This is a genomic window from Methylobacterium sp. AC315 (assembly GCF_979253755.1).
The window spans coordinates 1-25,773 of the sequence record NZ_CEEDEA010000039.1; the positions used below are offsets into that span (position 1 = coordinate 1).

Below are 25,773 nucleotides of genomic sequence, written 5' to 3' on the forward strand. Positions count from 1 at the left end.
GCCGCCACCCACAAGACCAAACTGATCCACGACTGGCTGCTGAAGCGCCCGCGCTGGCACCTGCACTTCACCCCGACATCCGCATCGTGGCTCAACCTCGTCGAGGGCTAGTTCGCTCGCCTCACCCGCAGACGCCTACAGCGCGGCGCCTTCCAACACACCGACGATCTCAAAGCCGCGATCCACCGCTACATCGACCACACCAACGCCGACCCGAAGCCCTTCGTCTGGACCAAACCCGCCGAGGCCATCCTCGCCAGCCTCGGACGCTTCTGCCAAAGAACCTCTAACTCAGACCACTAGCTGTTTGGTTGCGGAACGTCGCTGGGATGGGGCACGTTGGGCGATCAAAGCCTACGCTTGGCGGTTCGAGGGTGTGCGCCGCCGTGCTGCCAGGAGGGCTCGTTGATGCTTGCCATCCATCCCCAGGCCCCCACCACTCCGGTTGTCCGCGCCGAGATCGCCCGCTCGCCCGAAAGCTCCGGGGTGCTGGCCAAGCGCTACGGCGTCTCCACCGAGACCATCCGCAAATGGCGCAAACGCGGCCCCGATGCCTGTCACGATCGCTCGGCCCGGCCGCATAAGCTGCCCTGGCGCGCCAGCGATGAGGAGCGTACCATCGCGTGCGCGCTCCGCCGCTCCACCGGCTTCCCCCTCGACGCGCTGACCTTCGTCGTCAGCCACTTCCTGCCGCACCTGAACCGGGACGCCGTCTACCGCATCCTCAGGGCGGAGGGCCTCAACCGGCTGCCGCCTGCCGAGCAGGCCCGCAAGCCGCACGGCACCTTCAAGGACTACGAGGTCGGCTTCGTGCATGTCGACGTGAAGCACCTACCCAAACTGCGTGACTGCGACGGCTTTACCCGCAAGCGCTTCCTCTACGTCGCCATCGACCGCGCCTCCCGCTACGTGCACCTCGCCGTCATGGACGACGAGACAACGGCCTCGGCGGTGGCCTTCCTCACGGACGCACTCGACGCCTTCCCCTTCCGGATCACCCACGTGCTCACCGACCGGGGCTCCTGCTTCACGGCCGATGCTTTCCAGGCAGCTTGCGAGCGGCACGGTGTGCAGCATCGCAAGACGCGCCCGTACACGCCGAAGACCAATGGCATGGTCGAGCGCTTCAACGGCCGGGTGCAGCGGGAGGTGTTAGGCATCATGATCTACAGCCACGCCGACCTGGAGATCGTGCTGCGCGGCTTCAACGCGGCCTACAACGGTCGCCGTCAGCGCGTGCTCAAAGGTTTCTCGCCCGAGATGGTGCTGCGCCAGCGTCTCGAAGCTGAGCCCGCGCTCGCCAATCCCGCCTACAGATCGCCCAGCCCAAGTCTCATCAAACGTGCCCTTCGCATCGTCGCAGACGCAAAGGAGGTCTCGAATCCTGACAGCTAGCGCTGTCGGAACCTGGACGTACACATGTGCCGAATGCCAGCGATGCCTCACCAGTTGCTCATGCCATCTGGACCGAGCTTATTCCTGTCACGACCAACTCGACGATCGGAGGCAACCAATTATGCTGACAGACCGATTCTGACATTCGCGCTCAGTCCTGCGGGTGCTTCCCCTTAAGCCGCAAGATCACAAAACCAGCGAAGCCTTGGATTGGCTCAAATCACAAAACGTCTTGATTGGCATCACAGCGTCCCTCTGCTATAAGCCTAAAAACCGTGACATTTACATCACATAAAACAACGTTTATCGTGGTCGCATCTGATGAAAGATCATCTTGTAGCTTCAGACAAGGCTCATCGGCAGACTGCAAATATAAACATAGAATCGATGCGAAAGTCAATTTATATGATAATAATGAAAGTCAATTCTCGTATCATAGCTTATTTACATATTTTGATATGCAATATTCGCAATTCGCAACGGACCTTCTATGCTTTGACGACTCTCGGGATGATATTTTGCAGCCTCTTACCAGCTGCAGCGGCAGATAATGACCGTGTAGCACTCGTGATCGGCAATGCGGCATATACATCATTCAAGCCACTAAAGAACCCCGCAAACGACGTCCTAGACATTGCAACGGCACTGAAACTGCTAGGATTTCATGTAATTAAGGGCCAAGATCTCAATAAGTCTCAGATGGCGGAATTAATTACAAAATTTCAAACTGAAGCGAAAGATGCAGAAGCAGCAATTTTTTATTATGCCGGACACGGATTCCAGGTTGATCAGAGAAATTATCTTGTGCCTGTTGATGCAGTGATCACCAAAGCTGAAGATGTAAGAAGTCAGGCTATTGACTTATACGATCTCACGAAGGGCCTTGAAAACAGCCGCTCCAGTCGCCTGATCTTCCTCGATGCCTGTAGAAACAACCCCCTCCGTGGCGGGGCTGGTGAGACCAATATATCACATAAAGTTCAGGATGGGCTTGCGCGCCTTGGAAGCGCGGCGGGATTTCTATTCGCATACGCCACCCAACCGGACAACATCGCTTTCGACGGTGGTAGCCGCAACAGCCCATTTGCCCAGGCTTTCCTCAGCCACCTCCCGGTGCGCGGCCAAGATGTAAATTCAATGATGATTGAAGTCCGTAAAGATGTGATTGCTTCAACAGGGGGATATCAGATCCCGTGGGAAAACTCGTCTCTCACTGCGCAATTTTATTTTGCCCCCGGTCAGCCTTTGCTCACCTCACCCGAAACGCAGCTCTGGCAACTCGCCGCAACCAGTCGAGATATAAATCTGCTTCGGGTCTACGTTGATCGTCACCCAGAGGGTCCTCATGTGGCCGAGGCCCGGCAGATTATCAAAGTGGCCGCTCTTGAGCCCTCGGCTATGTCCACGTCGCGCGGCACCGCTGGTATCGACAGCATCTCGGACGATCGCCTGTGGGAGCTTGCGCAGCGTTCACGGATTAGAGCGCTGGTTGAATTCTACATAGAAAGGAGACCCGATGGCCGTCACGTAACCGGCGCCCGTGAGTTGCTTCAGACACTTCCAAATACGGAAGGAGCAAATTCGGAACCTGAGGCACTTTGTGACCGGAGCGCGACGCATCCACGCGACGCGACTGCCAACGTCTCTGGGGTCTTGCTCAGTGACATCCCTCGCAATGGAGAGGCGGCGATCGAGGCTTGCCGCGCGGCATGGAAAGCGCATCCAGAAATGCCGCATTACGCGGCGCTGCTTGCTCGAGTCCTGACGGCGATGGGTCAGAAAAGCGAGGCACTGGCGCTTTATCGCATTGCCGCTGACCAGGGCGATCTGCGAGCTTTAGTAAGCCTCGGCCAGATTTACGAGGCAGGCGATGGTGTGCCGAAGGATTTAAAGGTCGCCTATGAGCTTTATGACAGAGCGGCAATGCGGGGGAGTCCGGATGGCTCCATTAATCTAGCGGTCGCTTTGATAAATGGCATCGGCGTGCCCCCTGACCGAGATCGAGCAATTCGGCTTCTGAAGCAGGCTTCAGAATCTGGTTCGGCTATAGCGACGCTAAATCTCGGTGCGTTGCTATCTGATACGGACAGAAAAGTAACCAAAAAAATGATAGAAAAATACAACATGTCTTCGGCGTTAGATTACTTTAGAAGAGCCGCAGAACTCGGTGAGCCGCGGGCCTTCCGCAACGCGGCAGTCCTCTTAGATGAGGGGAGACAGGTAGCCAAAAATCCGGATGAGGCGGCCGAACTGATATTGCGCGGAGCCGCGTCTGACGACGGGAATGTGATCCAGGAGATGATCAGAAGCCCAAGAACCTGGACTGAGGACACAAGACTGGCGCTCGAACGCAAATTGAAGCGCGCTGGTTACTACAAAGGTGCCGTGGATGGTGTCGGCGGGCCGAAGCTGCTAGAACCACTCAAACAGTGGCGTAAAACTGGGACATTGTATCTCCAATGACCCCCTCCCGCGCGTAGGACGTCAATTGCAGGAGGATTCGAAGCAAATATGATTTATGGGCAATCGTGACGTTTCAAAGTGCCGATTTCTATATCGAAGACGCAATCGATCCGAAACCCATGGCACGGGCACGAGTACGAACTTGAGCCTTCTGATCCTCTCGGAGTTGATCGAGAAGTGGCCGCGCCGCCGAATAGATTCTCATTCCAGCACCGATGCCGAAAGCGTCCTTAGGATCCTGCCCAGCCCGCACCATTGCATTCTGTTGTGCACTAATCTCAAGCAGCGCCTGTTCGACTGGACCCCAGTAGGGCTCTTGGTCGCGAGTGAGGCGAAGGGCGAGCCGAAGACGCCGAATTTCATGAGGCGTTAATAGACCATCCGTTCGCGGCTGAGCGTTCAGGGTTTCCGGTGGAATTAATGGCACAGCAAGATGTGGAGGCTTCATCTCAATTTTCGGCGATGTCGCCGTTTTTGGTGGTTCCTTCGACACAAATTGTGTTCGGGCCTCTGATGAGGGCGCTTCAGTTTTTGTTGATAACAACGGTTCGTTCTGAGGCACATTTTGCTGATCGGGAGCAGTTTTTCTACCTAATTCTGAAATCCTATCGTTAATTGCTGGATCTTTTGACTGGAAAGACTTGAGTTCCGCAGCTGATTCCATCAACAAAAACTGCTGCGAACCTGTTGAAAGTGCCAGATCACCGGTGAATGTACTGGAAATCATTAGCGCCCCCCCCGCAACGACTGCTATGAACGAGACCATGTAACCGACGCCGATTAGAATCCGTTTCTCGTCCATGTCCATGCCCGGGCGTTTCAACCAAGTCCTATTATGCCACGTCGCCGCGAAATCACTATCCACGACTGTTGATTGTCGTTGAAGTTTTTTGCAAGCCAAGCGTCAAGGTCTCTTGCCGATTATGCCTGCGAGCGTATGTCGATTGTACGTAATTGCCCAGGGGGTATCCGGCGACGGCGGCTCGCATCGTGCGGGCGTTCCCCTCTCACAGAGTTTGGATTTCACTGATTACTTCGTGGGATAGGGCGCAGCGATCTTGAGCGGTTGAGCCGTGAGGAGCTGATCGATCCGTCGACAGGCTCAGGATGAGCTGGTGCTGCAGCTGCAGCGTCCGGACAAGACCTCGCGCACATCCTCGAAGCCACCGTCGACCGACCCTGAGGAGCGCCGCGAGCAGGCCAAGCCCGGCGAGGCCAAGCCCGGGCACGGAGGCCACAGCTGCGTGATGAGCGAGGATCCCGACGCGGTCGTCAAGCATCGTCCCGACCGCTGCGCGTGCTGCGGTGGCGCCCTGCACGAGGATCTTTCCGCCGAGGTCGTCAGCGTCTCCGAGCGGATCGAACTGCCGGCGGCGATGCCAGTCGTCACCCAGCATCGACGGCTGGCCGTGCAGTGCCCGACCTGCGGGGCGCGCGTGGTCGCGCCGGTTCCGGAGGCCGCGCGTGGCACCCCGTTCGGCCCGCGGCCGCATGCGGTGGCGACCTATCTCAAGACGTTTCAGGCGCTGTCTCACGAACGGCTCCAAGCGGCCTTGTCGGATCTGTTCGGTCTGACGCTCAGCCAGGGCGGGCTGATAGACCTGCTCCAGCGCGTGCAGGGCCGCTTCCGCTCCGGTCGCGAGAAGGCCGTGTCGACGCTACGCCGGGCCGCGGGGGTCGCCTCGGACGAGACCGGCGTGCGGATCATGGGCAGCAACGCCTTCCATTGGGTGTTCCACGCGGCCGACGCGGTGGTGCACACGGCCTCGCCGACGCGGGGCGCCATCGTGATATGGGAGATGATGGACGGCCACCGGCCCGCGGTGTGGATCTCGGATTGTTACACCGCCCAGCAGGGTCATGCCGCCGAACACCAGACCTGCCTCGCCCATCTCGCCCGCGACGTCGCCTACGTTGTCGAGGCGAGCGACGATCCGGTGCCCTGGCGCCTGAAGCTCTGGCTGCAATCCGTGTTCGCTCTGGCCGAGCGCGTCACCACCTTGGCCACCTCGACACGCGCCGCCAAGCGCCGGAGCCTGGATCGACAACTCGGGGCCATCCTCGCCACACCTAGCCGCTGCGACCTGACCCGCGATCTGCAGGCCAAGATCGGCCGGGCCCGCGGCCAGCTCCCGGTGTTCCTCGCCCACCCCGGCTCGGTCGAGCCGACCAACAACGGCTCGGAGAGGCTGCTGCGTCCCTCCGTCATCCAGCGCAAGATGATCAACGGCTACCGCGCGATGTGGGCTGCCGAGGGCGAGGCCGACATCCGCACCGTCGTCGATACCGCCAGCTTCACCGGTACCAGCCCGTTCGCCACCATCCTCAAAACCGTCAGCGCCTAAATCACGCCGCCACACGGGTGGGTAATTACGCCGAAAGCGCCTCTTAAGCTGAAGGGCCTGTGCTTCTGGGCCCCCGGTAGGCTCCGCATGGGGTCGAGGCTTTCAACCACACGGCGAAAAGGCTAAGTTGTAGCGTAGCAGCGCGGCGACATCGCCCGGATGTATTTGCCTGCGCCTTTATGACTGGAGGCGATCCCTTGCCTGACGATCAGCTTTTAGAGCTCGTTACAGACCAGAATTTCGATGCATATGCGTATCTCGCTGCCAATCCGGATGTGGCGATGGCCAAAGTTTCGCCCCGGAAGCATTTCGAACTTTGTGGAAAAAACGAAGGCCGTAAACAATATGCCAATTTGATCAAAAATCGAGGCGAGAAATATAAGCGATTTCGGCACGTGTTGAAGTCCCCCCTTGATAAGGACTCATCCGGGACGTTCCCAATCGTCGCTAGCGATCAGCATTTCAGCCTTGGCGATTATATGAATGAGAGCGCCAACCCAGGATACGGTGATTTTGATCACGCCATTATGGCAAATTCCAACAAGCTTTACCTCGATCTTGGTTGTGGATACCGAGAGCGGACTTTCGACAATTGCTTATACGTTGAGGTTTATCCGTCGCGGTCGGCCGATCTCATCGTTGCGCCGGATTGCACCTACCCTATCCGGGATGGGGTGCTCGACGGCATCGGCTGTTTCGCTGTGCTCGAACATACCCGGAAGCCGTGGCTCGTCGTGCAGGAGATGCACCGCATGCTCAAGCCCGGCGGCCAGGTTTGGATCGACTGGCCCTTTCTGCAGCCAGTTCACGGTTACCCATCGCATTTCTTTAACGCGACGCGTGAGGGGCTTACGAGTGTGTTTGAGGATGCTGGCTTCAAGGTCGACAGCGCTGAAACCCTCATCAATCAGACGCCCGCCTATACGATCTGGTGGATCTTGGCGGTCATGGCCCTTCGAATCGAGGACCCGGAACTGAGAGCTGAGTTTGAGGGCATGACTGTGCGGGAGTTGGTCGAACTCGACCATCAGAGCCCGACATGGTGGAAATTTCTAAACGCAATCAGCCCTGCAGCGATGTCAGAATTGGCTGCCGGCAACTTTCTCGTCGCCACAAAAACGCGGCGGTAAGGGTACGCCAAGCGGCGTCAGCCGCGCCGTCCGGCTTGCGAGATCAGAACGCTATCTCGTGGGCGGGCCTCGATCATGGAGCCGGCATGAACGCTACACACGATGACGCGACACGGGACATGGACAATTCGCTGATTGACTTGGCTGAAACACGCGTACCGACGCACATTCATATCGGAGACGAAAATCAGCTGTTCCTAGTCGGCGGATCGAACGATGTCCTGGCACAGTACCAAGATATCCCGGTCGTTCAGTGGTTGCTGTGGCAGTGGCGTCACACCATCCATACGCGCGAGCGTCGTCTCCGGGGAATGAATGTTTTATATAAACATGTTACAATACCTGAAAAAATAACAGTTTATGATCATAGGCTAGTCGGAATTGACGTCGATTGGCGCTTGTCGCCGGCGTATCGGTTGTATTACGAAGACCCATACTATCGGCGCTATCCTTTACGCATTGCGAGACTTAGTCAATATTTGCGTCGAAAAGCGCGCTGGCGCAAAACACTGATTGATTTGGTTGAGCCGATGCGTCGTCGACGTGACGATCAACAATTGTTTCACCGAACCGATACGCATTGGACATTTGAAGGGCGGCTGATCGGTTACTATGAGATTTGCAAGGCGTTTGGGGCGCGGCCGGTGAGGGATTTCACTGAACGGCGAACGGAGTACTTTGCGGAATGGTCTGGCGACCTGGGCGGCGTCTGTGAGCCCAAACTCACTGAGGGGGCGACGATGCATTCGGTGCAGCGTGATGCCGTCCGGGTCTATGCCAGCCCGATCGTGGAACACAGGGAGCGGACCGGTCAGATCCAAACGCTTCACACAGGCTCACACGTCATATATCGGAATGAACTTGCGTCGGATCCGCGTCGGATGGTTATGTTTGGCGACAGCTATTCTCACGTCGCTCCAATCCAGCTTATGATCATGTTGGCCGAGACTTTTCGTGAGCTGCATTTTATCTGGAGTACGCAGTTGGATTACGGCTATGTGGAGCGGGTTGGTCCTGACATAGTGATGACCGAGATGGCGGAACGATTCGTTTTTCGCCCGCCCAGCGATGAATTTGACGTCGAGGCATACGCCAAAGAGCGGTTCGGGGATGAACTCGCCGGCGCGGTGACCGATCCCGCCCCGTGAAATACGGGACCGATCTGTTGAGCAGGGACGCACTTGGCCGGATCTGCCGCGGAACGCACCGGATGCGTGTAGAGGCTGCGCAGGACTTGCGATGACGCCGTCCGGCCCGAGCCGAGTTGCAGATAGAGCGGGTTGTCCCCCGACCCACTACCCGTGGGCGGGTGAACTGCGATTGCCGGATTCAATCTAGGGCGTGGCCCAGCATTCCCTCGATCGAGTGCCCTTCACAGGCGTCGTCCGTCGAAACGAAATGATCACGGTCGCCGGCTTTGCAACGGAAGATCGGGTGGCTGCCGGGGTGCGGTGTTTCGTAGATGTAGCCTGTCTGACCCAGTGGCGTCTGGCCCTCGCAATTGGCATCGCGACTGAGAAAATGGTCGGCGCCGGCCGTGCAGCTCATGAGCTTTGCGGTCCCGGGTGTCGGGAGGAGGAACAGCGCGCCGACATCGCGTTCAAACGTGTAGCTTGGGTCGGTATGACCGGTCGTGACCCAGTGCCCGTTCGGTCCGGATGAGCGTTTGAGCGGGGCTCGATCGGACGTGGACGTCAGGGTGGCTGTCGTGATTTGCCACGTTCCGGGATATGGGTCCCCACCCGCGAAGAAGACGGTGACGTCCGGCAGGAACGCCGTGATACGACCGGACGGATCGCGCTGGAAGCCGGGGCTGTGGTTCAGGTAAAATCCAGTAATGTCCGAGTTGAGATAGCCGCACGGTGCCCAATTTGCTGGTTGGCCGCTCAGTAAGATCTTCAGCGGCATCTTGTAGAGACCCATCTGGTAGGTTTCGCGATCGGGATTACGCGCGGGATCCTTGCAAGTTACCTGGTGGCAATCCCGGCCCGGCAATCCCGTGATGACATAAACATCGCCGGTGGAGGGATCGTAGCCGAAATCCGAGTTCGGGTTGATGGTCGTACCATCGGTGGCCGCGTTCGGCAGTCGGACCGGCGCGTCGAAGGTTACCCCATCTGACGTGTGGCGAACGTAGAGATCGCCAAAACCGCTCACCCCGCGCGGTCCGGTGAGATCCGTGGTGACGACGTAGAGGTTGGTTGAGCCGTCAATATGAAAAGTCGCCGGCTGTCCGGCGCCGTAATTATGCTGTGCGACGAGCGGATTTAGTGGAGATATTACCGGGTGCGGATGATCGATCCAAGTTACTTTATCATTTGAAAATGCTAGTCCGACCTGATTATTGTTTCCAGGAATGTTATTGGAACCGGAATAATACATCGCATAGTCGTAACGATAGCCATCGGCCGGATTTATGAACTGTCCTTTGACCACACTTGGATCACAGACGTACTGGCGGTTCCAAGATCCGGGCGTGGGTCGAAAAACGACTTGGGCCGGAGAAAATCCGGTCTCAGGATTATAGGAGCGGTGAAAGATGACGTCGGTTTGGCTCTGCCCGCACCACCAGATATCGCTTCTGCCGTCCTCGGTGATGATGCTCGGGGCGTAGTTATAGCCGCTGGGGTTGGCCTCGTTGGCGAAGAGAGCTTGCGCATCCGGCCCTTTCCAACCCGCCCGGGTGGAGATCAGGGACGTGGTTGCGGCGACCACGATTCCGATTAGCGAAGCGGTGACGGGATTGGGCCTCAAAGTTTGCCTCCACTTGGGTGATGTTGCGTGATCTATTATCAAATCATCGCGCGCCTACGGCCGGTCACCCGATGCGGATCGATCGAGGCCAGCTTGGCTGCGGGCGCCCTCGGCGAAGGGCTGGCGCGCGGGCCAATCCTGGAGGTGGCTGCCGGGATTGTGGCATCTGGGCCGGAGATCAGCGTGCCTCTGCACCGGGCTGCCTTCGCTCGATCCCGGATACCATGTCGTTCTCGTGGGACATCTTTTCGATGCCCACGGTTAGGTCCCCGGCGATCGCTGCCCGGCAATGCGAACTTCCGCCTAAATCCTGGCAGAATGGGCCCACTTGGGGCGGAAACTCCCATGTGTGGTCACCAGCGCCATCAATACGGCGTTGATCACGCTCGACGGCTCTGTGTCACCGTCTTGCGGTTGCACGAGCGGTGTTGTCCGGGTCCGACCTTCCATGGCGACCTCGATTCCTTCCGTCGATGCTCGTCCCTTGCTCGTAGGCGCTTGCCGGATTGTGCTGTCGAGGATGGTGCACCTGCCGGCGTCCCGATCGACATGTAGCATCGTTCAGACAGGTCCGGTCTGCGAAGATCGGCGTGTTCGGATCGCTATCGGGCTCTTCGTTAACGAGGAGGTCTTTATCCGGACATCGAAGCGCAGGGCATTGAACGGGACGGTGTTAACCGCGCTTATGAAAGCAGCCGGCCTGCGTAGGGATTCTATCGCGTCGAAGATGAGATTCGTTCGTCATGGTGACTGCCTTGCAGCCTGCGTCGCGGGCGTCGCCCGCTCGACAGGTCCACGGAAGAGCTTTGCGCAGCGCCGGCCGATCATCACCTTCGGCGAAGATCGGCCGGCGCCTCAACTGGGACCTCTCGCGCGCCAAAACGGTGAGCAGGCCGGCGTCCAACGCCGACGGTATCCGGGAGCCAATCGTGGCGGTGAAGCAATGTCGCGCTCGGCACGGGGAGCGGACTCCTTAAATTCGGTCCAGGCGTCATGGGGGGGCGTCGCTCCGTGCCGGTCGAGGTGATCCCTCCGGTTGCGTTAACTGCATCGACCTGACGTGGTCCGTCGTATGATGGATGCCCATGCACGGCCCCACGCGCTGGCGGAGGTTGCAGGTTTGGCGGCGGCGTTGGGGCAGCAGCATCCTAGCACTGCATGTCGCCGGGACAGCATCCGTCCGAGGCACTTCGTCGTGCTGGCCAAGGCGTCAGAAATGGATCAAGGCAAAGCTAGGCCACGATCGCCGCGGGTAGCGTTTGACACGATCTCGCGACCAAGCGCGCCGGGGACCGGAAGCAGCGTTCGCGATTCCTGAAACGGTTGCCGGGTGGCGATGAGGTCTTTGTGCCTATGACATGACCACTCGGCAACGTTGTAATTCGGATGGAGGCTGCCGTGAGCGGCGAGGACTGCGAATTCGAGCATTCACCACTGTCAGGCTCGTTCATCTGCGGCGGTGAATCGGTGGACGTGGAAATCTATCGACTCGCGGGTACGCAGGACCACTGGCAATTGGCCGTGGTCCACATGTCGAGCGGCAGCACCGAATGGCAGGAGCGTTTCGCGACGGAGCAGGATGCCTACCGAGCATTCTTAGAGGCCGTGGAGAGGGACGGTATCGCTTTGTTTGGCGGTGTCGTCGGTGATGTCGTGCATTGATTGACTGCTGACGCCAACTGGCGCTGGGATGCGGTCCGCGCCGGGCATCGACTCACGAAGAAAAGGCCGGGATTGATCTCGGAGAATGCCGTCCAACTGAGCGGAGTGGGCCGGGACACGTCTGACACGAGTCGTGTCAACGTCGCGGATGCAACCGGCTCCAATGCCTCCCGGGTCGGCATGCGACCGGCTCTCTCACGTACCGACGGCATGTCAGGGACGAGGAGCCGAGACCGGGATTTCTGCCCCAGGCTGGATTGCCTCGCCTAACTACGACATCACGCGATCTCGCCGCTCGCCATAGCACGATCGTCGTCAGCTAGGCTCTCGATCAGGCGGCCCCCCACCCCTATCGGGCCAATATATCCGGCAGGGATGAACCCGCTCGCATGGCCCCGATGAGGTTTATGGTGGCCAAGTTCTTATCGACCATTTCCCAGAGACTGAAAAGCTGGGCTGGTCGGATGACCTATGGCCGGAGTGGCCTAACCCTGCATCTTGCTGACCACGTGCTTTAGCAGAAACAATCCGATTGTGGTCGCGGTGAAGCCAAACATAAGTACGTAAAAATAATCAATTTGAAGGCCGGCATAAGGATAATAGGCGGACCTGACCCACTCCGCAGCTTGCAGGGCTGGATTGAACTTTGCCCAGTAGTAGACCTTTTCCGGCATATAGCTCGGCATGAACATGACGCCGCTGGAGATGTATAGGATGATGCTGAATAGGGCATAGCCGATCATCCAGCCTGGAAAAAAACCGATGATGGCGACGTTGATGGTGCCGACACCAATCCCGAGGCCGATCGCGGCGACGTAGCCGCACACCGCCGTGAGCGGGGCCGCGGGAACCGGATTAACCCCTAGGATAAGCAGGACGGAACTGACGACCATAAGGGCGAGAAACCCGGTCACGATCTCGACGAGAATTCGAGAAAAGATCAGGTCAAAGAGCTTCACCTGCGGATAGTACGTCAGCGGTCGGTTCATGATCACGGATTTCATGACCTCGCGAGACACGTACTGAAAGACCAGGACCGGGACCGCCCCGGTGGCGAAGAACAGCGCGCGGTCGTCGCCGAGCGGCGCGGGTATTTTCTGAAACGTGTAGATCGCGATCAGCATGAAGATGTGTATGCATGGCCACAGGACCACCACGCCATAGCCCCAGAACGAGCCGCCGAAGCGGGTGCGCATATCGCGCAGTATCAGCGCGTGCAGAACGTGCAGATACGATTCGATCGGGCTCCGATGACCGGGAGCCTGTATGGATGCGGGCATGGGACCTAACCTCGGCGTCGGCGAGACATCGCTGCAAACATGGGCGAAAGTGCGTTGAATCAGTCCGCCGCTGGTCCTCATCCCCCTGGACCGTGGGCGCGTCGACCGCGTGGCCTACGAAGGCCGCCCGATCGGCTTGGACGTTGGGTTCGCGTCGTTTGATCGAGGCACCAACTCTCACAGGGCGTCGCCGCGGCGCTCTGAAGCTGCGACGGCTGCAAGGATCGCCGGCGGTCGTGCTTTAACTGGTCGCCAGGGCGTCAAATCATCCGACTCGGGGGCGTTGCGCGGCACTCCGCCTAGACCGCGCCGGGTTCGAGAATGGACTCGGCGCAGGTCGTTTCGATTGCTCACGGTAGGCATCGTGCATGCCGCGCTCCCACCGATATCTCCGCGGCGACGCCCATGGGTTGCCTGCGAAGATCGGGGGCGCGGACGGCAGCAGCGCACCGAGCGCCATCACTTGGGGGATGGAACATGGCGGTTGGGGTTCCGCGGTCCGAATTACGGATGATGCCCCCAAGGGTAAGGCGGTTGGCGTGTTCGCGGGAAGCGTCCTCAGGGGGCGGCCGATTGAGGCGAATGATCCCGAGTCGCAGTCCGCGCGTAGGTTTGCTACAGGTCGGCGCGTGGCAACGATCTCCCGGACAGCCTGACATGCGCCCGCTCCTCCTCGCCTGCTCGCTGTTGATCTTCCCCCTCCCCGCCTCGGCGCTGTGCCGCTGCGCCTGCGTGCGTGGCGTGATGACGCCGATCTGCCAGCCGACAGATCTCGTCCATTCCTTGTGCCAGGGGCTGTGCTCGGACGCGATCCGCGCCGAGGCTGTGACGCGCCCGCTCGCCGGTGGTCAACCGCAATACGAGACAGTGCAACCCTTCGACCCGGCACCGCCGGGACTGCAGGCGCGCGATCTGGATTACGGCGTCGATGCCCGCGGCTTTCAACTCGGCACGGCCGGCGTGCAGTCGGGCAACGATGCTTTCTCCAGTTCGAGCACGGGAGGATCGGGTGCCGCTACGGCGGGTGGTAGTTCCCGATGATCGCCCTTTAGCATGCAGAACGCACACGGTTCGGGACCAAACATCATGCGGATCGTCCGAGCGGGGCGCCGGCTGATTGACGCCTCGGGGCGCTTATGACCTAAGCCCAGCCGCGCTGTGGTGCTCGGGAATCGACGATGGCAGAAGACGATACGCTGGCAAGGGCCCTGGCTGACGTGCGGCAACGGCGAACTGATCTCCAGGCCGACTACGAACGGCTTACGACCGAGCTGAACAAGCTTCGGACGGCGGAGAAATCCCTGGCGGCGATCGTCGAGGGGGGAGTTCTGGATGACGCCTCCCCCGCCGGCCTCGACTCGGCGGGGGATGTTTCCGTCCGCACCCGACGGATGGCTGGACGGGGAAGCCGCGGCCCCCGGGCGAACTCTGCCAAGGGCCGATTGAAGGTGCTGTTAGAGGAAACTGGACCTCAGGGTCTGTCGCACACGGAGATCGAGCAACGTCTACCCGACGTCGCGCCCAACACCTTGAACACGTATCTCAGTATGATGGTGACCGGGGGCGAGGCGGTGCGCCGGGGCGACTTCTACGTGGCCGCGCCCGCGTCCCGCGACGAGGCCGCGGCCGAGGACGCGGTGGACGAGACTGAGATGGACGAACGGGGCGAATCGGGCGATTGAGATCGCCTCGCGCGAACGATCATACGCATTGGCCGACATTGCCGCGCCCGACACGCTTTCGCCGTCAGCCGATGCGATGACTTCGGACAGGGAGCCATGTGTGAGCGGCCGCGGTTCGGTCAATCGCACCGCGCGTTCCCCGGATTCTGAGTGCTGAGGGAATTGCTGATGACGACCGACATCCGGAGGACCGACGATAGTCCGGTCCCGGCATCTCGGCGGCGGACGGCGATCGCCTCCGCCGTGCGCCAGTTCGCTCGGGTCCCGAGCATGGTCGATCGCAGAACGGGCATCCGGTCCTACGAAAGCCACGTCGAGGCCGACCCGTGGATCCTGATTCTATTCGTACTGTGTTTCGTGCTGCCGACCCTGGCTGGTGCCACGTATTATGGGCTCATCGCCTCGGACCGCTACGTGACGGAGGCGCGGTTCGCGATCCGGCCGACGATCGGCACGGCTGACAAGGCGACGTCGGACGCGATCGGCACGAACGCCGGGGTGCCGAACCAGATGATCGCGCAGGATACTCTAATCACTCTGGCATATGTTCACAGCCGCCCAATGTTGGAGGCGCTCGAAAAGAAACTTCCGATCCGCGCCTGGTTTAGTCGTGACAGCATCGACTATTTCTCTCGGTTCGACGCGGACAAACCGATCGAAAAGCTAATGCGGTACTGGAAACGTCGCGTCACGATCGACGTCGAATCTGGATCCGGTGTCATGTCCCTGTCGGTCGAGGCTTTCGATCCAGCCGAATCCTTCGCCATCACCGAGGCGGTGCTCAGCGAGGCGGAGCGGATGCTGAACGGCCTAAGCGCGCCCGCCCGCCAGGACGCCGTGAGCGAGAGTGCTCGCGAATTGCACCGCGCGGGGGAGAGGCTGACCGACGCCCGCCGATCGGTCAACGATCTGCGCAACCGCGAGGGCGTAATCGACGCCCAGAAGTCGAACGAGGCGGCTCTCAAGACGATAGGCGATCTGCGGTCTTCGCGAATAAACTTGGCTGTCCAACTCGGGATCGGTGAGCGCGACCTCGGTCCACAATCGCGTCAAATCATCGATCTGAAGCAACGTATCAAAGATCTTGACGACAACATTTCTCGTGTCGACCGTCAATTGGCAGGCGGTGACCCCGCACAGAAGCGCCTGCTTTCCGACGCGCTGACCCGGTTCGAGGCCGTCGACAATAGCCGCAAGAACGCGGAGAAGTATTACGAGCAGGTCCGTATAGCCTACGAGCGGGCCCGCATCGTTGCCGCACAGCAGGTCGAGACGTTTGCGGCGATCGTTCAGCCGACTAAGGCCGAGTCCTCGACAGAGCCGCGGCGGTTCCTGATGATCAGCCTGATCACCGCGGGAGCGGCGACGCTTTTCTCGGTGGTATTGTTTACGCGTAAGGTGATGGCCTAGCGCGCGCCAACCGTGCGGATACCGGATCGCTCCGCGTGGATACAAGGCATGGGGAAGCTGCACTTTCCAACTGCGACGCTTATGTGAGCGGCTCCGGAGCCGGTTGAACAGTGTTGCGCCTCCGCGCGGTACAGTCAGGCGGTATGGACGTGGTTTCGGAGGCGCGATATTTCTAACCCTCGTCGCCACCCCCTGGTGCCCAAAGGTTCCACGCACCTGCTGCTATCGAGGGCGCGGGTAAAACCGCTCCCGATTCGACGATGGCAATGGAGGCCGAGTTAGGTGGATCGCGGGGTGAGCGGAAGGAGGCGACGTCTGCCGAGATGGAGATGGCGACGGGAGTTGCGCTGCCCAACATTGGCGCTTCCGTGGGCGGCGGCGCCACGATGGTCTTCCACCCTGGCTATGCGCGATGGATGGAGGGAAACACCTTGGGGCGCTGATCGTACCACTCGCTGCGATACCAATGTCGCATTAAAGTTGATCGCCCGGGGAAACTTTGCGCCGCGTCGAGCCATCGCGCCTGAGCCCGCTGGACGCTTCCAGCGATCGTAGCGTCAGTTGATGCGCGGCATCGCACCCTCCATGCTGAGCCCAACTGGTCGGTTCACGACTGCGCGTCGGTCTTACGCGATTTTGAGCGTGCATGGGCTCACGATATCGATCCGCGGCCCGCACATCGAACCGGTCGGTGGTCGGAGCGCTAGCCGGAGGTGCCCCGCTGCTGGCAAGCGATGGTGCCCCCTCAGGTCCGCCCGGCGCCCCGGCTCGCACTCAAGCGGACGACGTGATCTTCGAGATGGCGGGCGATGAACTTCGATACGGTCGCGCGCCCGTCAAAATCGTAGTGTACGATGTCGTAGAAGGTTCCGGGTCGGTCAGCACCGATAAGCCGACTGGCGTCGTGCAATTCGAGATTGCTGGGAAGGCCGTCTCGTTCGAGTTCGCGAAGATGAGCTTCGAATCTATCATATTGCCGGGCCAACAAGGACAGCGTGTCCGGGGCGGCCAAGTTTAGCTCAGATTGAGCCGGGCTATCTTTACGGACTACGACCGGCTCTAGAAAGTACAGAACCGGAATCTCGACGGCGCGCGCGATTCGGGAGAGTTTTCGCATAGAAACTTTGTATTGATCGGCGATCGCTATCTCCCATGCTTGGCTTCCAAAATCGACATCGCGCTTCAGTCGGGTTTGGTACTCGAACGCTCGATCGATCAGCTGATCGTAGGTCAAGCCGTCGCGCCAAGCCGCTTCGTTGCGCTCATCGAAAAAGTAGCCGTAGAGGCTTTCTGTGACGAAGCTGTTGTAGGGGTGGCCCGGTCGCGGATCGTATGTCAGCGGCTGGAAGGCGTCGGTGGCGCCGCTGACGACCACGAGCGCGTCAGGGTCGAGATCTAGTAGACGCGCGAAGATGAGGCTTGTCATCTGTTCGGTGCACGACGACGTGACACCGAAATTATACGCCTTCACGTTCCGCGATCCGGCGTGATGGAAGATATCCTCGATTCGCCCGGCGATCAGGTCGAGCCACTGAATTCCCACGTTCATCGTGCTGTCGCCTACAACGAAGATTCGCACCTCGTCCGGGTTCTCGCGGGGACCCGCTGCGACGGGATTGAGAAACCCCGACGCATCGTACGGCATGCAGTGCTGGTCGAGCTTGTAGTGCGGCTCGCCGGTGAACTGCGCATAGGGGGTCGGCCTCCGCAAGCGAGCGTCGAAATAGGGAACGTGATGTTTGAATCTGGTGCGTTGTGTCTCCAGGGTCGGGGTCAAGGCCATGAGCACGACATCCTCAGCGGCGCGGGCGGGGAACGGTGGGGTTTCTCTAGCCGCAACCGGAGATGAGTCACGCCTGAAATAGACGCTGCCGCCGCGATCCGGTCCGGCCGAGGGCTCGGTCGAGCTGAATCGGCGCCCAACGGGTCCGGGCACGGATCCCTTGTGACGCTGACCGAACTTCATTTCATCTGACGACATGCGGGGGGCGATAATCGACGTCGATCGCCGGGGATCGGCGAGCACTGCCCTTCGCGCTGCGCTCGGTACATGCGCCTGGCGGTGCGAGGGTGCCCAGCAGGGGACGATGAGTGTCGCCCGGAGTTGCGTTGGGGGGCCGAGGCGGCATGCCACCGGTATCGTCGTAGGGCGATCGCGGACCGTTCCATTCGCCGGACCCGCTCGACGCGGACGCGGCTGCGCGACCGGGCCAGCGTCGAGCGCATCTGAGCGGGTCGACGCTGACGGCGTCCGACCGCGCCGGCGTAGGTCGGACGCGGCGCTGATCGGGGCTTGCAGCCCCCAAAATCCGCGCGCATCTGTGCGGTGTCGTCTCCGTTTCGGGACGACCCATTGATCGGGGTACCCCAGAGATATGCCTGTCACGATCGACGACCGCGGCGCGAACAATCAACTCGATGTGCCGGACGGTTTTCTGGACGCCTATGACGGGAGGATCATTTTTGAAGGGCACCACAACCACGTCATGATCGGGCGTGGATCGCACTGCAACGGCCTGTCGATCCTGTGCCGATCGCACGGGACGATCCACGTGGGCGATCACGTCCGCTTGGAGACGCTCCAGGTCTACCTGCTCGCGGCTTCGAAATTGATCATCGGCGAACACACCGCTTTCGTCGGGGACGCCTCCATCGCTGCGCACGAGGCCCGCGACATCACCATCGGCCACAATTGTCTGATCGCGGGGGGCGTAAGTTTCACGGTGAGCGACATGCACTCGATCGTCGACGTGAATACCGGTGAGCGGGTTAATCCGCCTCGCCCGATCCACGTCGGTCATCGGGTCTGGCTCGGGACCATGTCGACGATCCTAAAAGGCACCACGATCGGCGACGGCTCGATCGCCGCCGCCAACTCCCTGGTGAGCGGCACCTTTCCGGCCAACGTGTTGGTGGGAGGCATCCCGGCTAAGGTGCTGCGCACCGATGTGACTTGGCGCAATGACCTGATCTGAACGATCGCGCGATCGCCGGCGGCGAAACCGCCGCCCAGGCGAGGCCTGATCGGCACAGTCCCTTCCGTAGAGTCGAAATTGCGTTTCGACTTCCGGGCCGCGCTCGCACGCATCCCGTGCATTGCAGCTAAACCGTTCGCGGGTGTCGGGAAGGCACGGCACCGTCTTCGTGCCCATACCCGGGCTCCAGCTCACGAGCACCAGGACGCCCCTGACCGCGACGTGGGGCTTTCGTGTAAAGAACGGGCTGGTTCGCGTGGGCGAGAGTCTGATCCTCATCGGCCCTCCGCGCGCCGAGGCGCGCATGGCCGGCTTCGGTTTGGAAGCGCGGGGATCGATGTCTTCGCCTGCGGGCGACTACAGATTCGGCCGTTGACGAGCGCGGTCTAGAAGGTACGGCAAAATGCGCCTCCCGCGCGCGTTCAACCCGCGCCGTCCTGGGGCGAACTCGCCCCTGAGCTCGACCCGCGCTCCCTCGTGGGATGTCGGGGCTCTGGTGCCCAATCCGAGCTCGGCCTTGCCCTCGCCCCATTGCCGCGACAACTCCCGCGGCTGAGAGCCCGGGCCTGGCGTCTGCCGGGGGTACCGCGAACGCGACCCGACGAGCTCGATCACCTCCGCCCGTTACGCTGGCGCTGTCGGCATCGTTGGGGCTCGATCGACGTCGCCATCTACCACTGTGAGTGATCTATGCTGGATGCCTTGGAACAGATGAATCGTGCGGGTCACTGGGTGGAGAGCATCCTCCACGTCGGGGCCAACGAGGGCCAGGAACGTCACGATTACGCGGCCAACGGCGCGAGCCCGTGCTTGTACGTCGAGCCGGTCGATGGCGCCTTCGCGATCCTGGAGGCCAACCTCGCCGGGATGCCGTTCCACCGGGCGATCCGGGCGGTGTGCGCCGATCGTGCGGGCGAGGAGGTCGTATTCAACGTCGCCAGCAACGGCGGCCAGTCCTCCAGCCTGCTCGCGCTGGGCGCACATGCCGATCACCATCCGGACATCGTCTATACCGGCGCGCAGCGGATGGTGACGACGACCGTCGACCGGATCGTCGCCGAGCACAGCCCGGGTCGGGTACCCAACCTCTTGGTGATCGATGCGCAGGGCTCCGACCTGCGGGTGCTGCAGGGGGCGACGCAGACCCTCCCGGCCCTGGACGGGGTGTACATCGAGGTGAGCGAAGCGCCTCTCTACGCGGGCGGCTGCACGCTGGACGAGGTCACGGCTTTCCTGCGTGGCTTCGATCTGCGCCTGCGCTGGCTCAACCTCGACGCCGCCGGTCACGGCGAAGCGTTCTACTGTCGGCCGAAGCCCGCGATCAGCATGCCGGATTACGACGGGGTGGTGAGCGAGGGGCGCCCGGCGGCGCAGAGCAGCCTGTGCGAATGGTCCTACTTCGACGCTGCGAACGGACCGCAGGGGGGCGTCGATGGCCCGTTGACCGGGCGGCCCGGCTTCCACACCGACATCGAGGACGCGCCGTGGTGGCAGGTGGATCTGGAGGCGGTGCGCCCGCTCAACGAGGTGCGAGTGTTCAACCGCATGGATTGCGCCCGGGAGCGTTCGCGGACCTTGCAGGTGCTGCTGTCGGATGACGGCGAAGCCTGGCGCTGCGTGCACGATCAGGGTGGCCGCACGTTCGGTGGCGCGGATGGCCGTCCGCTGCAGGTCCGGCTCGCGGGGGAGCGCGCCCGGTACGTGCGCTTGCAATTGGCCGAGCGCGCGTTCCTGCACCTCGATAAGGTGCGCGTGTTCTGAGCCGTCCGGCAAGGCCAACTCCCCGTTCCACGGAACTCCGGCAAGGCCCCCCGTTGGGTGGAGCTCCCGAGGCTTCATGGGGAGGCCGAGGCCGGACGGGTTCGGCATCGCTTGGGCTGAGCGCAGCCGGTGATCGGCTTGAAGGTCGATCGAGAAGGCCTCCCCGTTTAAATGCCCCTGTTCGATATGTGGGCCGGTGGTGAGATCGAGAGTGTGAAGTGCGCCGTTGAGATCCGCGCCCGGACGGCTGCTTCGGTAGCCGATCAGTACGTGAATTGCTGAGCGCGCTCCGGACCGGCCCGGGCCGGGGCCCCGCGTCGAGCATCCGTCAGCCGTCTCCAAACGCCCATCCGTCCCAGCCCTTTGTGAGCTGCTGGCTCTGGATCCCACAGCGGGTGGGCCGAAGCCACGCGTGGCGGCGCACGCAGTACTGCGGGCTTCGATCAAGGCGACTGGGTGCCGCCCAGCGTTGGAGGGGTCGTCGTCGGGGCAGCTTTGTGCGGCTCGAATCGGATCGACACTCGTGACCCCATCACGGAAGTCCGCCTGCTTCGGGGGCGGTGACCGGACGTGCCGTGGCGTCTCAAAGGTTTCGGCAGCAACCGGTATGAGCCGCGTCGGCAGCGGGACGACACCGCATTACCTCTACCTCCACATGACGGGCGTGATCCGAGCCGAATCTCGTTTGAATCGAGTGCGTTATACGGATTGTGGGATCGGCGCCCCTCGCGTGTGGCTCCCGCCGCGCGTCTACCGCGCCGCGCCCTGGACGATCTGGCGACATCTGCCTCGCGGTTGGCTTCGGCGGACGGGGGGCGATAGAAGGGCCGCCACGGCCAACTTCATCGGAAGAGCGATGCGCTACAGCTTCCTCGATCTGCTCGCCTCGCCGGACACGGGCGCGCCATTCGTACTCGTCGGCGCCTCGGAGGCGGCGGTTCCGTATATCGGGCCCTACGGCCAGCCCGGCGAGCGGGTTAGTCGCCCGGGTGTGTCGGTCGGACCGGCGCCCGACGGTGAGGCGGGTGCGTTCTACGCCCGCCACCTCGCGCAGCACGCGAGCGATGCGGACGACCCGGAGCGCAGCCGACACGTGATCGTGGTCGACGGGCTCCTCGTCGCCACCGACACGGGCCTGTGGTACCCGATCGTCGACACCGTGCCGGAGATCCTGCCCGCGTCGCTGCGCGACTGGGGCAGTCACCGCGACTTCCTCGATCAAATCATCGCGCCGCGCATTCCGGCAGAACTTGCCGACGCGCTCCGACACGCGATCGCGGGGGTCGACGCCGGTGTTCGACGCGGGGACAATCACAAGACGTCTGAGATCGGCCTGCTCGACAAGGTCGAGGACAAGGCGAACTTCCTCGCGCCGGGGCTGCTGTCGCCGTTCAATCCCAACATCTACAACCACCCGGCTGACCTGATCCGCGGCTTCGGCAATTGCCTGCCGTTCCTGCAACTGCAGCATGGACAGCGCGTGCTCGACGCCGGGTGCGGCTACGGCTGGACCACCGAGTGGCTGGTGGAACTCGGCATCGACGCGGTCGGCATCGACATCTCCCGGGTCTACCCGGACGTCGGACGGCGACGGATGGGGCCAAACAACCAGCCGCACCTCGTCATCGGCGATTCCGAGAATCTCCCGTTCCGAGAGGGCGTGTTCGACGCGGTCCTATGCTTCGACGCGTTTCACCACATCCCCGACCGGCCGGCCGCGATGCGCCGCTACGCGCGCGCGCTCAAAGACCCGGGTCGAATCGTGCTGCTCGAACCGGGCGGCCAGCACGAGTCGGACGCGGTGTCGGTCGAGGTGATGGACACCTATGGGATCATGGAAGTCGGCATGGAACTCGCCGACGTGCAGGGCTATATCGACGGAATCGCGAACGTCGGGCCCGCGCGCCAGATCTTCCTCAAGCCGATTTTAAGCGACGATCCTCGGGCGTCGGTTCCGATGGCGGAGCTGCGCGACCGCAGCTACATCGGCTGGGGCATGTTCGTGATCGAGAAGGGCGCCGACGCCGCCACACGTCGAGCGCCTCCCGCGTCAGCCTCGTCCCGGCCGGCCGCCGCGGGGCGGAGCGCGAACGGTCTCGGAAGACTCCTGGAGCGTGTTCGGGGACGATAGGTCGGTCTCACGGTCATCGCGAGCCGGAAAGATCCAGGTCGGCCGGTAATACCCACGGTGGAGCGGGCGTCTCTCGACGGCGGTGGGGACGCGGCCTTCCGTTTCGTCGCCACCGTGAGGAGCGTGCTGACCTGCCGGCCGCGGGCGCCCGCGGGCTGCCGCGCGACGCTGAGACACGTTCCGTCGGCGGGCATCCGCGCTCGCGAGGCCCCGTGGTCGAGGTGCAACGTCGGCTCCCTCGCCCTCGCCCAGATTCGAACTGAGGATGCTCGTCCGTCCGATGCGTGGAAGCGAGCGATGACCGAGTGCCGCTTGGCGCTGCGGAGCGCGGGTGTCAGGCGCGGAGCGTCGGGAGCCGCGATCCCCGCCGGACGCGACCGATCGCGCCCGCTCGAAGCACGCATCTCGGGGGCCCGCGCCTCTGCGTGGCGGGAGGCCACCGCCTACGCGATCATGACCGCGCGAATGCTTGGTCCGTCGGTCTGACATCGTCGACGTGTCGCGTGGGCGGTGCAGGCGCCTCCGGTTGAAGTCGCCATGGACACGGCGCGCCACCTCTGCGTCATTCCCGGGGAGGCTCGTCGGCGTCGCCCGCCCTTTCGCTGGGGCGATCGCCGGAGGTTTCTCGTTTCTGCTCCTTCGGGGGCGCCTGAAGCCATCCCTTTCTACCGACCCTCGCGAACCTGCCGTCTGTGCCCAGCGCAGCCGAGAGATTCGATATGGGCGATGATCCGTTCAGCCTGATCTGCAGAGTCTCCAAGTGCTGGTCGAGTTCCGCCGTCCTGACAGGCTCCGTCTGGCCGGAAAGATGCTCGAAGCACGCATCGAGAGCAACTCGGCGGTTCCTATTGCCCTGTCGGTTCGGCTGGCCCGCCAGAGCCGGCTGACCTGCAGGTCGCGCCCCGTCACCCCCGGCGAGATCGGCGATCGCCCGTCGGATGACGAGAAGATCCTTGTAGATCACGTTGCCGCGGAGCTCGCGTTCGAGCTTCGCCTCTAAGCCACGCAGCGTCTCCAGTGTCGACACGGTATCCTCCGGTGGCGCATCGTCTCGTAGAAAGTGCCACGATTGGCCGAGAATGCAATTCGTCCGTGCACACGAGATCGCCCTGGAGCGCGCATACGTGGCAACGATGCCGGCCCCGGGGGCGTCCGAAGGGAGGTGTCGGGTGCTGTGCTGCGCGAAAATGTGTCGCTAGGGATGCGCCGCCGTGCGAAACCGAAATGCCAAAACCGTGGACTAACGTCACATAACGTGTTATGAGAAATTGAATTTGATCGGTGACTGATTGGTCGGCGCTGGAGTGTTAGTCTTGGTGGCGATGGTCGTGCGCTCGAAGGGGACGGAGGAGGCCTATCTAAAGGCTGGGCGTCGGCACCTGCGCCGGGCCCAGCGGATGTGGCCGACGATCACGGATCCGGTCGAGGCGCTTTGCGTGGCATTGGAGCGAGAGACAGATGTTCTCCGTCCCGCCACGACGCGGCTCTATCGGCAGGAGATCGGGGCGGTCCTTCGGTCGCTGTGCGGCGAGAGCGATCGGGATTCGATAAACGCGGCCGTGCAGCGGGTGGATGCCGCTTTACGTGTGCGCGGGGGCATTCCGGAGGTGCCGCGAACTGCGAGTCGCAAGGTCACGGACGCGACCGCGGGCGAGGCTATGACGCTCTTCTGTTACCTCGCCCTCAGGGCGCGGGGGCGATCCGACCGCGATCTGGTGCCGCTGCTCGCACTATTCATATTCTTCGTGCCTCGAACGGGTTGCCGACCGGTGGAGTGGGTCGATGCGCGGATCGACGGGGATTGGCTCGTCGTGCGCAATGCCAAGGCTGGAAACGGCCGTGCGGGAGCGGTGGAGAGATCGATCGGGCTGGGAGCCTACAGACCGAAGGTGCGCAAGGCCGCAGGTCTGTTCGTGACCGCGGTCGGACCCTCGGTGGCGCACTACCCAAGTTTCGCACATTGGCGCAATGCCTTATCCGAGACGCTCGCCCGGGCGTGCCAAGCGTGCGGTCTGCGCCGCCTGTCGCTGTATAGCTTTCGACATACGGCGATCGCCACTTGGTCGAAGTCCGGGCTGTCCCGGGCTGCGATCGCCGCGCTGGCGGGCCACGCTTCGCTGGTAACGGCCCGCCGGCACTATGCGGGCGCTGGTTCAGGGTGGGAGCCGCGCGACGGGCTCGCTATGCCGGATCGCGACAGGGTCCGAGCGCTCGAACGGGCCGCGAGCGTGGCTGTAGCGGGTGCGGAGCGCATCCCCGCGCCGGAGCCTGAATTTGATCTCGCGCCCATGCCGATGCCATCGAAGTCCCCGAGCACTCGGGATCCCGCCGACGCGGCAGCGGCAGCCGAGGCTGCCCGGGCTCATCACGCGCGGCTCACGGCGGCGATCGTCAGACGCGATCAGTCTGCGCGGCCCGAGGAGCCGCGGGAGGATGGGCCGAACGGGCCCGCCCCCTGAACGTGTCTGGCGTCCGCGCGGACGCTGGGGGCCAGACCTTTGAGCAAAGTCGCGAACGACGCTTTCACAGTCCGGCCCGCATCAGAAAACGCGTGTTCGCGCGGCGATATCGTGCCGCAAAGGGGCTGTGGGGGCTTGGAAATTGTCAAACAGCGTTGAACATTGGTTCTTCCGCACTTTCGGTGCCGAAGGTTTGGCATCCGATCAAGCTTTGCCGATCCCGGCTCATGCAGCATGCAGGACGCGTTGGCGCAGGAGATCGAAACCGGCGCGACCGTACATGCTCCGCTTGATCAGCTTGAGGCGGTTGACCTGCCCCTCGACGG

Annotated in this window: 17 protein-coding genes and 2 pseudogenes; 14 read left to right on the plus strand and 5 right to left on the minus strand. The window is 62.0% G+C overall.

What is annotated here, in order from left to right:
- The 3 genes and pseudogenes from AC0IY0_RS27785 to AC0IY0_RS27795 all read left to right on the plus strand — a co-directional run.
- A pseudogene (locus tag AC0IY0_RS27785) lies at nucleotides 1-303 on the plus strand (transposase); the annotation flags it as partial.
- Between the two features lie 105 nt (nucleotides 304-408).
- Entirely contained in the window at nucleotides 409-1,395 is a 987-nt protein-coding gene (locus tag AC0IY0_RS27790; protein ID WP_471766294.1) for an IS481 family transposase, read from the plus strand.
- Nucleotides 1,396-1,716: 321 nt separating this feature from the next.
- A complete protein-coding gene (locus AC0IY0_RS27795) occupies nucleotides 1,717-3,858 on the plus strand; it encodes a caspase family protein (protein ID WP_471766295.1) in 2,142 nt (713 codons plus the stop codon).
- 88 nt (nucleotides 3,859-3,946) lie between these two features.
- Here AC0IY0_RS27795 and AC0IY0_RS27800 read toward each other — a convergent pair whose 3' ends face one another.
- Complete coding sequence (locus AC0IY0_RS27800; RefSeq protein WP_471766296.1) at nucleotides 3,947-4,666, minus strand: hypothetical protein; 720 nt, start codon at nucleotides 4,664-4,666, stop codon at nucleotides 3,947-3,949.
- Between the two features lie 234 nt (nucleotides 4,667-4,900).
- Here AC0IY0_RS27800 and tnpC point away from each other — a divergent pair.
- From tnpC to AC0IY0_RS27815, 3 genes and pseudogenes are all read left to right on the plus strand, one after another.
- A pseudogene (gene tnpC, locus AC0IY0_RS27805) lies at nucleotides 4,901-6,203 on the plus strand (IS66 family transposase).
- A gap of 197 nt (nucleotides 6,204-6,400) precedes the next feature.
- The gene (locus AC0IY0_RS27810; RefSeq protein WP_471766297.1) at nucleotides 6,401-7,333 is read left to right on the plus strand and encodes a methyltransferase domain-containing protein; all 933 of its coding nucleotides are present in this window, start codon (nucleotides 6,401-6,403) and stop codon (nucleotides 7,331-7,333) included.
- A gap of 119 nt (nucleotides 7,334-7,452) precedes the next feature.
- Nucleotides 7,453-8,481 (plus strand): alginate O-acetyltransferase AlgX-related protein, encoded by a 1,029-nt coding sequence (locus AC0IY0_RS27815; RefSeq protein WP_471766298.1) that lies wholly within the window; start codon nucleotides 7,453-7,455, stop codon nucleotides 8,479-8,481.
- A gap of 181 nt (nucleotides 8,482-8,662) precedes the next feature.
- Here the strand turns inward: AC0IY0_RS27815 and AC0IY0_RS27820 are convergent, their stop codons facing one another.
- Complete coding sequence (locus AC0IY0_RS27820) at nucleotides 8,663-10,048, minus strand: hypothetical protein (RefSeq protein ID WP_471766299.1); 1,386 nt, start codon at nucleotides 10,046-10,048, stop codon at nucleotides 8,663-8,665.
- A gap of 1,437 nt (nucleotides 10,049-11,485) precedes the next feature.
- Here AC0IY0_RS27820 and AC0IY0_RS27825 point away from each other — a divergent pair.
- On the plus strand, nucleotides 11,486-11,749 hold the full coding sequence (locus tag AC0IY0_RS27825) for a hypothetical protein (RefSeq protein ID WP_471766300.1): 264 nt from the start codon (nucleotides 11,486-11,488) through the stop codon (nucleotides 11,747-11,749).
- 485 nt (nucleotides 11,750-12,234) lie between these two features.
- On the opposite strand, the gene AC0IY0_RS27830 is transcribed toward AC0IY0_RS27825, so the two are convergent.
- Nucleotides 12,235-13,029, minus strand: a complete 795-nt coding sequence (locus AC0IY0_RS27830) for an ABC transporter permease (RefSeq protein WP_471766301.1) — start codon at nucleotides 13,027-13,029, stop codon at nucleotides 12,235-12,237.
- A gap of 657 nt (nucleotides 13,030-13,686) precedes the next feature.
- Here AC0IY0_RS27830 and AC0IY0_RS27835 point away from each other — a divergent pair.
- The 3 genes from AC0IY0_RS27835 to AC0IY0_RS27845 all read left to right on the plus strand — a co-directional run bounded on the left by AC0IY0_RS27835 (nucleotide 13,687) and on the right by AC0IY0_RS27845 (nucleotide 16,121).
- The gene (locus tag AC0IY0_RS27835; RefSeq protein WP_471766302.1) at nucleotides 13,687-14,070 is read left to right on the plus strand and encodes a hypothetical protein; all 384 of its coding nucleotides are present in this window, start codon (nucleotides 13,687-13,689) and stop codon (nucleotides 14,068-14,070) included.
- Between the two features lie 137 nt (nucleotides 14,071-14,207).
- The gene (locus AC0IY0_RS27840; protein ID WP_471766303.1) at nucleotides 14,208-14,711 is read left to right on the plus strand and encodes a hypothetical protein; all 504 of its coding nucleotides are present in this window, start codon (nucleotides 14,208-14,210) and stop codon (nucleotides 14,709-14,711) included.
- 168 nt (nucleotides 14,712-14,879) lie between these two features.
- Nucleotides 14,880-16,121: a KpsE/RkpR family capsule polysaccharide export protein gene (locus tag AC0IY0_RS27845; RefSeq protein ID WP_471766304.1), complete on the plus strand. Its 1,242-nt coding sequence runs from the start codon at nucleotides 14,880-14,882 to the stop codon at nucleotides 16,119-16,121.
- A gap of 745 nt (nucleotides 16,122-16,866) precedes the next feature.
- On the opposite strand, the gene AC0IY0_RS27850 is transcribed toward AC0IY0_RS27845, so the two are convergent.
- Complete coding sequence (locus tag AC0IY0_RS27850; protein WP_471766305.1) at nucleotides 16,867-17,904, minus strand: hypothetical protein; 1,038 nt, start codon at nucleotides 17,902-17,904, stop codon at nucleotides 16,867-16,869.
- A gap of 592 nt (nucleotides 17,905-18,496) precedes the next feature.
- Here AC0IY0_RS27850 and AC0IY0_RS27855 point away from each other — a divergent pair.
- From AC0IY0_RS27855 to AC0IY0_RS27865, 3 genes are all read left to right on the plus strand, one after another.
- Nucleotides 18,497-19,096: an acyltransferase gene (locus tag AC0IY0_RS27855; RefSeq protein WP_471766306.1), complete on the plus strand. Its 600-nt coding sequence runs from the start codon at nucleotides 18,497-18,499 to the stop codon at nucleotides 19,094-19,096.
- A gap of 711 nt (nucleotides 19,097-19,807) precedes the next feature.
- Nucleotides 19,808-20,857 carry an FkbM family methyltransferase gene (locus AC0IY0_RS27860; RefSeq protein WP_471766307.1) on the plus strand — a complete coding sequence of 350 codons (1,050 nt, stop codon included), beginning with the start codon at nucleotides 19,808-19,810 and terminating at the stop codon, nucleotides 20,855-20,857.
- A gap of 856 nt (nucleotides 20,858-21,713) precedes the next feature.
- Complete coding sequence (locus AC0IY0_RS27865; protein WP_471766308.1) at nucleotides 21,714-22,988, plus strand: class I SAM-dependent methyltransferase; 1,275 nt, start codon at nucleotides 21,714-21,716, stop codon at nucleotides 22,986-22,988.
- Nucleotides 22,989-23,550: 562 nt separating this feature from the next.
- Here the strand turns inward: AC0IY0_RS27865 and AC0IY0_RS27870 are convergent.
- Nucleotides 23,551-24,015, minus strand: coding sequence for a hypothetical protein (locus tag AC0IY0_RS27870; RefSeq protein WP_471766309.1), 465 nt, complete (start codon nucleotides 24,013-24,015; stop codon nucleotides 23,551-23,553).
- A 286-nt stretch (nucleotides 24,016-24,301) separates the two neighbouring features.
- Here AC0IY0_RS27870 and AC0IY0_RS27875 point away from each other — a divergent pair, with 286 nt between their 5' ends.
- Nucleotides 24,302-25,447 carry a hypothetical protein gene (locus AC0IY0_RS27875; RefSeq protein ID WP_471766310.1) on the plus strand — a complete coding sequence of 382 codons (1,146 nt, stop codon included), beginning with the start codon at nucleotides 24,302-24,304 and terminating at the stop codon, nucleotides 25,445-25,447.
- The last annotated feature ends 326 nt before the right edge of the window (nucleotides 25,448-25,773 follow it).